Origin of the sequence: Polynucleobacter asymbioticus, from assembly GCF_018687575.1 — a bacterium.
GTDB classification, from domain to species: domain Bacteria; phylum Pseudomonadota; class Gammaproteobacteria; order Burkholderiales; family Burkholderiaceae; genus Polynucleobacter; species Polynucleobacter asymbioticus_C.
This window is the reverse complement of sequence record NZ_CP061297.1, coordinates 964,417-975,918: the sequence shown is the minus strand read 5'-3', so window position 1 is coordinate 975,918 and position 11,502 is coordinate 964,417. Positions and strand designations below refer to the sequence as shown.

Genomic DNA, 11,502 nt, shown 5'->3' with positions numbered 1-11,502 from the left:
GAGAAGTAAAGATTAATAAAGGAGTTTCTATGAATCAGCAGCGTCGTAGTTTATTGAAGTATTCAGCAGTATTTGGCTTGATGGCTTCTTCAGGCCTTATCTCAACTGCTCAAGCTCAAGAGTGGAATAAAGCCGCTTTTGAAGGCAAGAGCTTGGATGATGTTTTTAAAATTCTAGGTGCCGGCAGTCCTGATAAGTCCTCTGCCGTTACTTTGAATGCTCCTGATATTGCTGAAAATGGTGCAGTAGTTCCTGTCGGAATTACGACTACTCTTAAGGCTGAGCAGATGGCAATCTTGGTTGAAAAGAACCCAAGCGCTTTAGCTGCCCAATTTTTTATTCCGGCTGGCACAGATGCTTTTGTAACAACCCGCATCAAAATGGGTCAAACATCCAACGTATACGGTTTGGTTAAAGCTGATGGTAAGTGGCTCATGACCGTTAAAGAAGTCAAAGTAACGCTTGGTGGTTGCGGCGGTTAATTCCGAAGCACATTAATTGACATAATTCATACATAGAAAAAAGAGGAACCAAAATGGGTGATCCAATGCGCGTAAGAGCTGCCGAAAACGGCGGTACTGTAGATGTAAAAATTTTGATGAAACACGATATGGAATCTGGTCAGCGTAAAGATGCTGCTGGTAAAACTATTCCTCAGTGGTTTATCAGCACTATTACTGTTACAGCCAATGGTAAAAAAGTATTTGCCGGTGAATTTGGCCCAGCAGTATCTAAGGATCCATTTTTGAACTTTAAATACAAGGGTGCTAAGGGCGACAAAATTGTTGTTACTTGGAATGACAATAAAGGCGACAAACGCACTGACGAAGCAACTGCTTCTTAATTGCTTTAATCAATCTTCACCGCCTCCATGGCTCTGAAAGGGTAGGAAATGCAGCGTAAATTGACCATAGGGTTAGCTACTGGTTTGGTAGCAACTTTATTAACAATGACATCTTCGGTGTCAGCACAAAAGAGTGCTACAGACGATATTGCTAAATATCGAGAGATGATTGCGGACGGTAACCCTTCTGAGCTTTATGAGGCGGCGGGTGAAGATTTATGGAAAAAACCAGCCGGCCCAAAGAATGCAACGCTTGAGCAATGTAATTTGGGATTAGGGCCTGGGGTTGTGAAGGGCGCCGCGGCTCAGTTGCCACGCTACTTCAAAGACACCAATAAGGTTCAAGACCTAGAGTCACGCTTGATGACTTGTATGCAAGTATTGCAAGGTCGCGATCCACAGGAAATGATTGATGCTCCATTCCAAAAAGGCCCTAAGAAGGACATGGAGGCCATAGTTGCTTATGTTGTAACCCAGTCTAAGGGTGACAAGATTAAGGTAAGTACTGCCCATCCAAAAGAAAAAGAGATGTATGACCTGGGTAAGCGCGCCTTCTTCTTTCAAGGTGGTCCGATGGACTTCTCCTGCGCATCTTGCCACGCAGAAAACGGCAAACGGATTCGCTTGCAAGACTTACCAAACATCACAGAACAAAAAGGCGCTGCTTTAGGTTGGGGCTATTGGCCAGCCTACCGCGTATCAAGCGGCCAATTTTGGACTATGCAACAACGTTTGAATGATTGTTTCCGTCAGCAACGTTTCCCATTCCCTATTTACGGCTCGGATGTGACTATTGCCTTATCTATGTACATGGCAAAAACTGCAAATGGTGGAACCGTTGAAACACCTGGTTTAAAGCGTTAATGGATAAGAGATGAATATGAAAATTACACACTTAAAACAGCTCTTAGCTATTTCTGGATTGATTCTTGCTGCTGGCCTAGTGCAGACTCCTGCAGTAGCGCAGCAAAAAAATGATCCAAAATTCAATAAGATGATTCAAGACAGTTTCCGCGCAGAAGGTATTGCCGGCCTGAATCGTATTGATCAAGATGCGACGCAGAAGTTCTGCTCAGACCCACAGTTTGCAAGCAGTAAGCAGGGTCAGGCAATGGCTGCAAGAATCCAAAAGATCAATATGGATTCTATTCAGCAGCCATCTGATGGCAAGTACATCGGCGACTGGAAGAATGGCGAGAGAATTGCCCAAAGCGGTCGCGGTGCAACCTGGTCTGATAAAGCCGATACCCCGATCGGTGGTGGTTGCTACAACTGTCATCAAATTGATGCAAAAGAAATCTCATATGGAAACATTGGCCCATCTTTGACTGGTTACGGAAAAATGCGTGGCTACTCTCCAGAGGTAATTACCTATACCTGGAACCGTATTAACAACTCCAAGGCCTATAACGCATGCAGCAATATGCCTCGCTTTGCCCACTTCAAGTTATTAAATGAGAAGCAAATTCAGGACGTCATGGCTTTATTGCTTGACCCAGAATCCCCTGTGAATAAATAACACATTAAAACGGGCCGAAAGGCCTGTTTTTTTAAGGAAACAATATGTCTTTAAATCGCCGTGAATTTTTGCAAGCATTAGCTATTGCCTCCGCGGGTGGCATGAGTTTGCAATCCAACTTTGCTAGCGCACAAACTACAGCGCAAAAGTTTTATGACTTGCCGAAATTTGGTAATGTGCACTTCCTGCATTTCACAGATTGTCATGCGCAACTTTTGCCAATCTATTTCCGCGAACCAAATGTGAACCTAGGTATTGGTGCTCAAGAGGGTAAAACGCCACACTTAGTGGGTGAATATTTTTTAAAGGCCAATGGCATTAAAGCGGGTACACGTGATGCCCATGCATTTACCTACTTAGATTATGTGGCTGCAGCACAAAATTACGGCAAGATGGGTGGCTTTGCCCATATGGCAACTTTAATAAAACAAATTAAAGCCAGTCGGCCAGGCGCATTGCTATTGGACGGTGGTGATACATGGCAAGGATCCGGTACTGCGCTTTGGACAAATGGCCAGGATATGGTTGATGCGGCACTTCTCTTGGGTGTTGATGTCATGACGCCACACTGGGAGATGACGCTCGGTGAGAAGCGTGTCATGGAAATCGTCAATGGCGATTTCAAGGGCAAGGTTTCTTTTGTTGCTCAAAATATCAAGACAGCTGACTTTGGGGATTCTGTATTTAACCCCTATGTTATGAAAGTGCAGAACGGTATTCAAGTGGCCATTATTGGTCAAGCGTTCCCGTATACGCCGATTGCTAATCCACGTTACTTCACACCCGATTGGACATTTGGTATTCAAGAAGAAAATCTCCAGAAGACCATTAACGAAGTGAAGTCTAAGGGTGCAAAAGTAGTGGTATTGCTATCCCATAACGGTATGGATGTCGACTTGAAAATGGCTTCTCGTGTTACTGGTTTGGATGCCATTATGGGTGGGCATACGCATGATGGCGTACCCATTCCCGTTAAGGTTAAAAATTCAGGGGGCGTAACTTTAGTCACCAATGCAGGCTCCAATAGTAAATTCTTAGGCGTACTCGATTTTGATGTCAAGGGTGGCAAGCCGGTTGATTTCCGTTACAAGCTCTTCCCAATTTTCTCGAATATGATTCCCGCCGATCCTGCCATGAATAAGCTGATCGCAAAAGTACGGGCTCCGTATGAAACAAAGTTGAATGAAAAGTTGTCCACTACGGACGGGCTCTTATATCGCCGAGGAAACTTCAACGGCAGCTTCGATCAGTTAATTCTCGATGGTCTGATGGCCCAAAAGAATGCAGAGATTGCGTTCTCTCCCGGTTTCCGCTGGGGTACCAGTCTGCTTCCAGGTCAAGCCATCACTCGTGAGAACTTGTTGGATCAAACTGCCATCACCTATCCTTACACCACTGTAACGAATATGACCGGTGAAACCATCAAGACAATTCTTGAAGATGTGGCTGACAACCTATTTAATCCCGATCCGTATTATCAGCAGGGTGGTGATATGGTGCGTGTGGGTGGCATGCAATACACCATTGATCCAGCCGCATCCGCAGGCAAACGTATCAGCGATATGCGCCTCAACGGTAAGGATATCGATCCAAGCAAGACGTATAAAGTGGCTGGCTGGGCGCCGGTTAGCGAAGAGGCAAAGAATGTTGGCGGCGAACCAATTTGGGATGTCATCGAGCGCCATTTACGCGATGTGAAGGTGGTTAAGGCTGTGAAGCTGAATGAGCCAATCATCAAAGGCGTAAAGAATAATCCTGGGATGGTTTCACTGTAATATTAATCAACGGATATACACAATGAAAAAATTACTTCAGTGCCTTGCAGCTTCTGTTGCTCTGCTTACCATGGGGGCATATGCTGCAGGATCTACTGAAGTGGTTTATCACATTGATGACGCTGAATCCCAAGGCATTAAAGGTCTACGTAATATTCGAAATCACCTGGATGTATCTCCACAAACCAAGATCATCGTTGTTACTCATGCAAATGGCGTCGACATCATGATGGATGGTGCAAAAGATAAGAAGAATGGAATTGAGTATGCACCTCTGGTTGGTGCATTAAAGTCTCGCGGGGTTCGTTTTGAGGTTTGCGAGATTACCTTAAAGAACCGCAATCTTAAAAAAGACCAATTTATTCTGGATACCGACTTCACTCCATCAGGCGTGGTTCGAGTTGCCGACCTTCAGTATCAAAATCATTTTGCTTATATAAAGCCTTAACTTATGTTGCTGATGGCATTTAGGATCAGAGCTTGTGTACTGCGCACCGCTTTTTTTAGCTCTACCTTATTTTTGCTTTTCGTATTCCCTGTGTATGCATCAGATGACTTGCTGTTAAAGCCGATACAAGTGGCGCCCCATACTTATTTCGTGCAGGGCTTTGCTGAAATGGGTAGTAGTAAGAACCAAAACTTCATATCCAATGCTGGGTTTGTAATTACCCCAAAGGGAGTGGTTGTTATTGACGCACTCGGATCACCTGTCTTGGCTAAGAAGCTCATTGCCGAGATTAAAAAAATTACCTCCCAGAAAGTAGTTGCAGTCATTGTGACTCACTACCATGCAGACCATGTCTATGGTCTTCAAGAGTTTAAGAAAATTGGGGCAAAAATTTATGCTCAAGGGGAGGGTAGAGGTTACATTTCCTCTGAAACTGCCAAACAGCGACTCATTGCTTCGCGAATCGACTTTGCACCCTGGGTTAATGACTCAACAAAATTAGTGGGTGCCGACGTATGGGTAGATCAACGCTATACATTAACGATCGGTGGTGTTGATTTTAGGATTGGCAGGGTAGGCCCTGCCCATGCACCTGAGGACCTGATTATTTATGTACCCTCTGAGAAAGTACTTTTTGCTGGTGACTTGGTGTTCCGTGGCCGCATCCCATTTGTTGGTAATGCAGATAGCAAGGGTTGGCTGCAAGCTTTGGATGAAATCGAAGCACTCAGTCCGAGCATTGTTATCCCTGGTCATGGAGCTTATTCAAGCAATCCAACTGAAGATGTTCGTTTTACAAGGGATTATTTGAAGTATTTACGTGAATCCATGACGAAATCAGCTGTAAATATGGATCCTTTTGAGGATGCCTACCTACAGGCTGATTGGTCAGAATATGAAGGAATGCCCTTGTTTAGGGCTGCAAACAGGATGAATGCCTACAACGTCTATCTCTCAATTCAGGCGGAATAGGGCAGTTTTGTCTTCTGGGCTTTAAAATAGTCGTTTACTTGGCTAAATGACTGATTTCAAATGAAATTACTACTAATTAGACTTTCCTTTGTCTTGGCTTCCTTTCTCGGGCTGCACTTGTCCGCCTACGCCTCACCGGATCTTGCAAACGGCAAGAAGATTGACCAGCAAAAATGCTATGCCTGTCATGCCAAAAAATCTGGATTTGGCAATGGCGATATGATCTACACCCGCAGCGATAGCAAGGTTAAAAATCTCCAGAACTTAAAGTCGATGGTTGCATTGTGCAACACAGAGCTAAGACTTGATCTTTTCCCCGAGGATGAGGCGGATGTAACAGCCTTCCTAAATAAACAGTTTTATAAATTTAAATAATTTCAGTAAAGAATTTTGATTATGGATGCAGTAGATATTTCTTCTCTTAGCAAAGTTGTTTTAATTGCTACTTTTGTAATTACTTTTTTGCTTGGCGCTGTAATGCAAAAAACAGGTTTTTGCAGCATGGGCGCTGTTTCAGATATTTTTATTATGTCTAGCTGGGGTCGTCTCAAGCAGTGGTTTCTAGCTATTGGTGTTGCTGTTGTTGGATTCGCCTTAATGTCGTATGTAGGTCTTATTGACCCGCTTAAGAGTATGTATACCGGCAGTAAATTTCTATGGCTTTCTACTATAGTAGGTAGCACCTTATTCGGCTTTGGCATGGTGCTTGCATCTGGCTGCGGTAGCAAAACTCTGGTTCGTATTGGTGGCGGTAATCTAAAGTCCATCATCGTCTTCATTGTTCTCGGACTTACTGCTTACATGACGATGAAAGGCTTTCTTGGGGTGATTCGTATCAACACCTTGGATTCTGTTTTCATCGCGCTCAGCACCCCCCAAGATTTACCTAGTATGTTGAGCCCCATTACTGGAATCGCTAGAAATAATCTACATCTTGCTCTTGGCTTGATCGTTGGATTTGCTTTCATTACATATGCCCTTGCAAATAAGGCGTTTTGGACTGTGGAGAATTTGTTTGCCGGAATTTTTGTTGGTCTGGCCATTTGTGCCGTATGGTTTGTATCTGGTAACTTGGGTTTTGTTGCTGAGGATCCCAATACTTTGGAAGAGGTTTTCCTGCTTACTAATTCTGGGCGTATGGAGAGCCTGTCGTTTGTAGCGCCTTATGCGTTCTCATTAGATTGGTTAATGTTGTATAGCGACACCTCAAAAGTGATTACAGTGGGCATCGCCGCTGTTGCTGGAATGATTTCAGGATCTGCTTGCGTATCCCTTATTACAAAATCATTTCGCTGGGAGAGTTTTCGAGATACTGAGGATACGGCCAATCATTTGGTTGGTGCGAGTTTGATGGGTTTCGGTGGTGTAACAGCACTGGGTTGTACTGTTGGCCAGGGGTTGAGTGGTATCTCTACATTGGCAATAGGCTCCATTCTTGCTTTACCGGGATTTATTTTTGGCGCGTACTTAGCTCTGCGATATTTGGAAACGCGTAATGCGCCTAATCCATGCAGTTAATTATTAGACTGGGTTGAACAATATGCAGATAGATTGGTTAGCTTTTTCCCCGGGCCCGGCTTTTTTCGGTGGAATTTTATTGGGTATAGCAGCTGCCTTATATGTGATTTTGCACGGCCGCATTCTGGGTATTAGTGGAATTGTTTCGGGATTACTTAGCCCTAAAGGGGGTGATATCGATTGGCGCTTTAGCCTGGTATTGGGTTTATTGAGCGCGCCGTTGATAGGTGCCTTGTTTTTTGGTCTTCAAACAACCACAGTGATTGATGCCGATTGGATTGTCATTATTGTCGCTGGTGTACTCGTGGGTTTTGGTGCTAACTACGGATCTGGTTGCACTAGTGGTCATGGTGTCTGTGGTTTATCTCGCTTATCTCCACGATCTTTGGTGGCCACCATATCGTTTATGGGTGCCGGCTTTTTGACTGTGTTTGTTATTCGTCATGTGCTGGGGCTATAAATCATGAGAAAACACTTTAACCTCTTTAGCCAATACTTGATTGGTGTCTTGTTCGGACTGGGTCTGATTATTTCTGGAATGAGTAATCCACAGAAAATCCTCAGCTTCCTTGATCTAGCCGGCAATTGGGATCCATCTTTAATGTTCGTGATGGGTGGAGCGATTCTCGTTGGTCTTGGTGGCTTCTACCTTGCCTCTAAAAGAACTGAAGCCTTTTTCGGCGGTGCTCTTCATATTCCTACTAGAAGAGATATTTCAAAACCACTCGTCATCGGTAGCCTTATTTTTGGGGCGGGGTGGGGTATTGCTGGCTTCTGCCCAGGGCCTGCAATAGTTGCTTTGGGGGCCGGTCACCTCAAGGCCTTGGTTTTTGTATTGGCAATGCTTGCTGGCATGGCGCTTTGCAATCGCTTCTTTACAGGCCACAAAAAGTCAGCATGATTTAAAATCACTTTTATTGTCTTTTTAAATTCATACTCCATTTCTGAGGTTTAGATGAGTCTTCCTATTTCTTGCCATTCCGCTCAATTCGGTACCTTGGGTCAAATTGACCCTAGCCACTTAGCTGAGATTGTTAAACAAGGCTATAAAAGCGTAATCAATAATCGCCCTGATTTTGAAGGTGGCCCTGATCAGCCAACCAATGCACAAATTCAGGCACAAGCAGAAGCGCTTGGCTTGAACTATGCATTTTTACCAGTGATCCCTGGTGCATTCACACCGGATCAAGTTGTTGAAATGGCCCGCCTGCTAAAGACGATGCCTGGCCCAATATTAGCCTTTTGCCGTTCAGGTGCTCGCTCTACCAATCTCTATCAAATGGCTCTGCAAGTTGGCTAATCTCGGCGACGCTAGGATATTGTTTGCAACCCAGTAACCCGCACATTTTTGGTATTGAGAAACTAGCCTCTTCCTTAAGCGAGTTTGATGCAATCATTGATGTCAGATCACCTGCTGAGTTTGCCTTAGACCATATTCCAGGTGCTATTAATCTGCCAGTACTCAGTAATGAAGAGCGTATCGAGATTGGCACGCTCTACAAGCAGGTTTCACCTTTTGCCGCAAAGAAGTTAGGCGCCGCCTATGTTTCTAGAAACATTGCCAACCATTTAGAAAATTCCCTTATTGATTTTCAGAGGGAGTGGCGCCCCTTGGTTTACTGTTGGCGTGGCGGCGAGCGTAGCGGTGCCTTTACTCATATCCTCAATCGCATTGGCTGGAAAGCTATGCAACTGCAGAGTGGCTATCAGGGATTTCGACGTGTTGTGATTGATGGCCTAGATCAGGCTGCTAAAGATTTTTCTTTTCAAGTGATTGCTGGTATGACTGGCAGCGGTAAGACTCGCATTCTTCAGGAGATTGGCGCTTTGGGTGAGCAAATTCTGGATCTAGAGGGTTTAGCAATCCATCGCGGGTCAGTACTTGGTAACGAGCCAAATATTGAGCAACCCTCCCAAAAAGCTTTTGAAACTAAACTCTGGAATGCATTAAATCAACTAGATCCTAACAAAGTTGTTTATGTAGAGTCTGAAAGTAAAAAAGTAGGTGGTTTGCATATCCCTGATCCTTTAATGGAGCGGATTCGCGAGGGTCAATGCATTGAACTTCGCTCCAGTACTTCTACGCGTGTTTCTTGGTTAATGCGAGAGTATCGACACTTCTTATCAAGTCCGGAGAGCTTTAAACAAAAACTCGGCTTGCTTACATCGCGTTATGGCAAAGTTCAAATCGAAAAGTGGCATCAGTCAATTGATGCTGGCGACTTCGCAAGCTTGGTAGAAGAGTTATTGGTGATGCATTACGACCCATCGTACCAATCTTCAATTGTTCGTAATTTTCCGAGTTATCGGGAGGATCACTTTGTACAACTTGATAGCGATAGCGATGAAGCCTTTGCAAAAACAGCCAAAGACCTCATCACCAAGGTTGACCCTTAACTAAAAGCCTGGATTCCAGTTTGTGCGCGACCCAAAATGAGGGCGTGAATATCATGCGTACCTTCGTAGGTATTGACGACCTCTAGGTTGAGCATGTGACGCACAACGCCATACTCATCTGAGATGCCGTTTCCACCGTGCATATCCCTAGCTAAACGGGCTACATCTAAGGACTTTCCACAGGAGTTACGCTTCATCATGGAGGTAATTTCCGGAGCGGCAATACCTTCATCCTTCATGCGACCTAAGCGTAGGCAGCCTTGCAAAGCTAGCGTGATTTCTGTTTGCATGTCCGCGAGCTTCTTCTGAATCAGCTGATTGGCAGCGAGAGGGCGATCAAATTGCTTGCGATCCATAGTGTATTGACGAGCCGCATACCAGCACCACTCAGCAGCACCAAGCGTGCCCCAAGCAATACCGTAGCGCGCAGAATTCAAGCAGGTGAATGGGCCTTTGAGGCCGGTAATTTCTGGGAATTCGTTTTCAGCGGGGACGAAGACATCATCCATCACAATTTCGCCAGTGATAGAGGCGCGTAAACCCATTTTTCCAGTGATCTTAGGAGCTGATAGACCCTTCATACCTTTTTCGAGAATGAAGCCTCTAATCAAACCCTCATCGTTTTTAGCCCAAACAACAAATACATCGGCAATAGGGGAGTTGGAGATCCACATTTTTGAGCCTGTTAAGGAAAAACCACCGGGCACTTTTTTAGCTCTGGTGATCATTCCGCCAGCATCGGATCCAAAGTTGGGCTCAGTCAATCCGAAGCAGCCGATCCATTCACCAGTAGCTAGCTTAGGAAGGTATTTTTGCTTTTGCGCTTCACTACCAAATTCGTTGATAGGGACCATGACCAAGGAGGACTGCACGCTCATCATAGAGCGGTACCCAGAGTCAACACGCTCAATTTCTCGAGCAATTAGTCCATAAGAAACATAATTCAAGTTTGCGCCACCGTATTCCTCGGGAATCGTGATGCCTAAAAGACCCAGTTCACCCATTTCGCGGAAGATAGCAGGATCAGTAGTTTCATTGCGATAAGCATCATGAATACGTGGCATTAAACGACCCTGAGCATATTCAGCGGCAGCATCACGCACCATGCGTTCCTCTTCAGTCAGCTGTGTGTCGAGAAGTAGTGGGTCTGCCCAATTAAAACTGGCTTTACTCATGGTTCTTAGTCGTCCTATCTAGGTTTTTAATGTGTACTCTGTGAAATTCTTGGAATACAGATATTCTCTTCCTATTATCCATTTTTTTCTGAATTGATGGACGCACCAAGACGTCACCACCGCTACTACGACCTCATCTTGACGGCCTTTGTCGTGGTTCTTCTCTGCTCCAACTTCATTGGCGCAGGTAAGGCTGCTACTCTAGATTTGCCTTATTTTGGCAATGTGACCTTTGGCGCCGGAATCCTCTTTTTCCCAATCGCCTATTTTTTCGGCGACATCTTAACTGAGGTCTATGGCTATGCTTATGACCGTAGGGCTGTATGGGCTGGCTTTGCTGCACTTGCCTTTGCTGCAATCATGGCTCAACTAGTCATTGCCTTGCCGGTAGCTCCTGGATCCTATATGGCCAATTACCAGCAGGGTATGGAGACGGTTTTTGGCAATTCGTGGCGTGTTGCTCTCGCCTCAATGCTTGCCTTTTGGTGTGGCAGTTTTGTCAACAGCTATACATTGGCCAAAATGAAGATTTTGACTCAGGGTCGCTACCTTTGGATGCGCACGATCGGGTCTACAGCTAGCGGAGAATTGGTTGATTCTTCATTGTTCTATATGCTGGCTTTTTACGGCCTGTGGCCCGTAAATGAGGTTTTGGCTGTGGCAGCGTCCCAATACGTCCTGAAGACCGCCTGGGAGGTTCTAGCAACCCCATTAACGTACTGGGTGGTGGGTTTTCTGAAACGCAAGGAGAACCAGGATCACTATGACCTGAACACGGATTTCACACCATTTAAGCTGAAAGTCTAATTTACGGCTTTTTTGATCACAAGCCGTTAAAATAATGGTCTTTGATG

The 11,502-nt window shown here is 44.9% G+C and carries 15 protein-coding genes; 14 read left to right on the top strand and 1 reads right to left on the bottom strand.

Annotated elements, in window-relative coordinates:
• Positions 1–29: 29 nt before the first annotated feature.
• The 13 genes from soxY (at position 30) to mnmH (ending at position 9,473) form a co-directional block, all read left to right on the top strand.
• The gene (soxY, locus tag AOC19_RS04830) at positions 30–482 is read left to right on the top strand and encodes a thiosulfate oxidation carrier protein SoxY (RefSeq protein WP_215374178.1); all 453 of its coding nucleotides are present in this window, start codon (positions 30–32) and stop codon (positions 480–482) included.
• 53 nt (positions 483–535) lie between these two features.
• On the top strand, positions 536–844 hold the full coding sequence (gene soxZ, locus AOC19_RS04825) for a thiosulfate oxidation carrier complex protein SoxZ (RefSeq protein ID WP_215374174.1): 309 nt from the start codon (positions 536–538) through the stop codon (positions 842–844).
• 48 nt (positions 845–892) lie between these two features.
• Entirely contained in the window at positions 893–1,708 is an 816-nt protein-coding gene (gene soxA / locus AOC19_RS04820) for a sulfur oxidation c-type cytochrome SoxA (protein WP_215374171.1), read from the top strand.
• Positions 1,709–1,724: 16 nt separating this feature from the next.
• Positions 1,725–2,363: a sulfur oxidation c-type cytochrome SoxX gene (gene soxX / locus AOC19_RS04815; RefSeq protein ID WP_215374168.1), complete on the top strand. Its 639-nt coding sequence runs from the start codon at positions 1,725–1,727 to the stop codon at positions 2,361–2,363.
• Between the two features lie 44 nt (positions 2,364–2,407).
• Positions 2,408–4,138, top strand: coding sequence for a thiosulfohydrolase SoxB (gene soxB / locus AOC19_RS04810; RefSeq protein WP_215374165.1), 1,731 nt, complete (start codon positions 2,408–2,410; stop codon positions 4,136–4,138).
• Positions 4,139–4,160: 22 nt separating this feature from the next.
• On the top strand, positions 4,161–4,586 hold the full coding sequence (locus AOC19_RS04805; protein WP_215374162.1) for a DsrE family protein: 426 nt from the start codon (positions 4,161–4,163) through the stop codon (positions 4,584–4,586).
• A gap of 90 nt (positions 4,587–4,676) precedes the next feature.
• Positions 4,677–5,558, top strand: coding sequence for an MBL fold metallo-hydrolase (locus tag AOC19_RS04800; protein WP_251367982.1), 882 nt, complete (start codon positions 4,677–4,679; stop codon positions 5,556–5,558).
• Between the two features lie 60 nt (positions 5,559–5,618).
• Complete coding sequence (locus AOC19_RS04795; protein ID WP_251367981.1) at positions 5,619–5,933, top strand: hypothetical protein; 315 nt, start codon at positions 5,619–5,621, stop codon at positions 5,931–5,933.
• 21 nt (positions 5,934–5,954) lie between these two features.
• Complete coding sequence (locus AOC19_RS04790) at positions 5,955–7,076, top strand: YeeE/YedE family protein (RefSeq protein WP_215374156.1); 1,122 nt, start codon at positions 5,955–5,957, stop codon at positions 7,074–7,076.
• Positions 7,077–7,098: 22 nt separating this feature from the next.
• On the top strand, positions 7,099–7,536 hold the full coding sequence (locus AOC19_RS04785) for a YeeE/YedE family protein (RefSeq protein ID WP_215374154.1): 438 nt from the start codon (positions 7,099–7,101) through the stop codon (positions 7,534–7,536).
• Positions 7,537–7,539: 3 nt separating this feature from the next.
• Positions 7,540–7,977, top strand: coding sequence for a DUF6691 family protein (locus AOC19_RS04780; RefSeq protein ID WP_215374152.1), 438 nt, complete (start codon positions 7,540–7,542; stop codon positions 7,975–7,977).
• Between the two features lie 54 nt (positions 7,978–8,031).
• Positions 8,032–8,376 (top strand): TIGR01244 family sulfur transferase, encoded by a 345-nt coding sequence (locus AOC19_RS04775; protein ID WP_215374150.1) that lies wholly within the window; start codon positions 8,032–8,034, stop codon positions 8,374–8,376.
• A 23-nt stretch (positions 8,377–8,399) separates the two neighbouring features.
• The gene (gene mnmH / locus AOC19_RS04770) at positions 8,400–9,473 is read left to right on the top strand and encodes a tRNA 2-selenouridine(34) synthase MnmH (RefSeq protein WP_215374148.1); all 1,074 of its coding nucleotides are present in this window, start codon (positions 8,400–8,402) and stop codon (positions 9,471–9,473) included.
• Here mnmH and AOC19_RS04765 read toward each other — a convergent pair.
• Positions 9,470–10,648, bottom strand: a complete 1,179-nt coding sequence (locus tag AOC19_RS04765; RefSeq protein ID WP_215374147.1) for an acyl-CoA dehydrogenase — start codon at positions 10,646–10,648, stop codon at positions 9,470–9,472. The two genes, mnmH and AOC19_RS04765, sit on opposite strands and share 4 nt — an antisense overlap.
• 96 nt (positions 10,649–10,744) lie before the next feature.
• On the opposite strand from AOC19_RS04765, the gene AOC19_RS04760 reads away from it, so the two are divergent.
• Positions 10,745–11,455, top strand: a complete 711-nt coding sequence (locus AOC19_RS04760) for a queuosine precursor transporter (protein WP_215374145.1) — start codon at positions 10,745–10,747, stop codon at positions 11,453–11,455.
• Positions 11,456–11,502: the final 47 nt, after the last annotated feature.

What these genes read in the sequence shown, in the direction of transcription:
- soxY (WP_215374178.1), top strand. Translation starts at nt 30, where the DNA reads ATGAATCAGCAGCGTCGTAGTTTATTGAAGTATTCAGCAGTATTTGGC.
- soxZ (WP_215374174.1), top strand. Translation starts at nt 536, where the DNA reads ATGGGTGATCCAATGCGCGTAAGAGCTGCCGAAAACGGCGGTACTGTA.
- soxA (WP_215374171.1), top strand. Translation starts at nt 893, where the DNA reads ATGCAGCGTAAATTGACCATAGGGTTAGCTACTGGTTTGGTAGCAACT.
- soxX (WP_215374168.1), top strand. Translation starts at nt 1,725, where the DNA reads ATGAAAATTACACACTTAAAACAGCTCTTAGCTATTTCTGGATTGATT.
- soxB (WP_215374165.1), top strand. Translation starts at nt 2,408, where the DNA reads ATGTCTTTAAATCGCCGTGAATTTTTGCAAGCATTAGCTATTGCCTCC.
- AOC19_RS04805 (WP_215374162.1), top strand. Translation starts at nt 4,161, where the DNA reads ATGAAAAAATTACTTCAGTGCCTTGCAGCTTCTGTTGCTCTGCTTACC.
- AOC19_RS04795 (WP_251367981.1), top strand. Translation starts at nt 5,619, where the DNA reads ATGAAATTACTACTAATTAGACTTTCCTTTGTCTTGGCTTCCTTTCTC.
- AOC19_RS04790 (WP_215374156.1), top strand. Translation starts at nt 5,955, where the DNA reads ATGGATGCAGTAGATATTTCTTCTCTTAGCAAAGTTGTTTTAATTGCT.
- AOC19_RS04785 (WP_215374154.1), top strand. Translation starts at nt 7,099, where the DNA reads ATGCAGATAGATTGGTTAGCTTTTTCCCCGGGCCCGGCTTTTTTCGGT.
- AOC19_RS04780 (WP_215374152.1), top strand. Translation starts at nt 7,540, where the DNA reads ATGAGAAAACACTTTAACCTCTTTAGCCAATACTTGATTGGTGTCTTG.
- AOC19_RS04775 (WP_215374150.1), top strand. Translation starts at nt 8,032, where the DNA reads ATGAGTCTTCCTATTTCTTGCCATTCCGCTCAATTCGGTACCTTGGGT.
- AOC19_RS04765 (WP_215374147.1), bottom strand. Translation starts at nt 10,648, where the DNA reads ATGAGTAAAGCCAGTTTTAATTGGGCAGACCCACTACTTCTCGACACA.
- AOC19_RS04760 (WP_215374145.1), top strand. Translation starts at nt 10,745, where the DNA reads ATGGACGCACCAAGACGTCACCACCGCTACTACGACCTCATCTTGACG.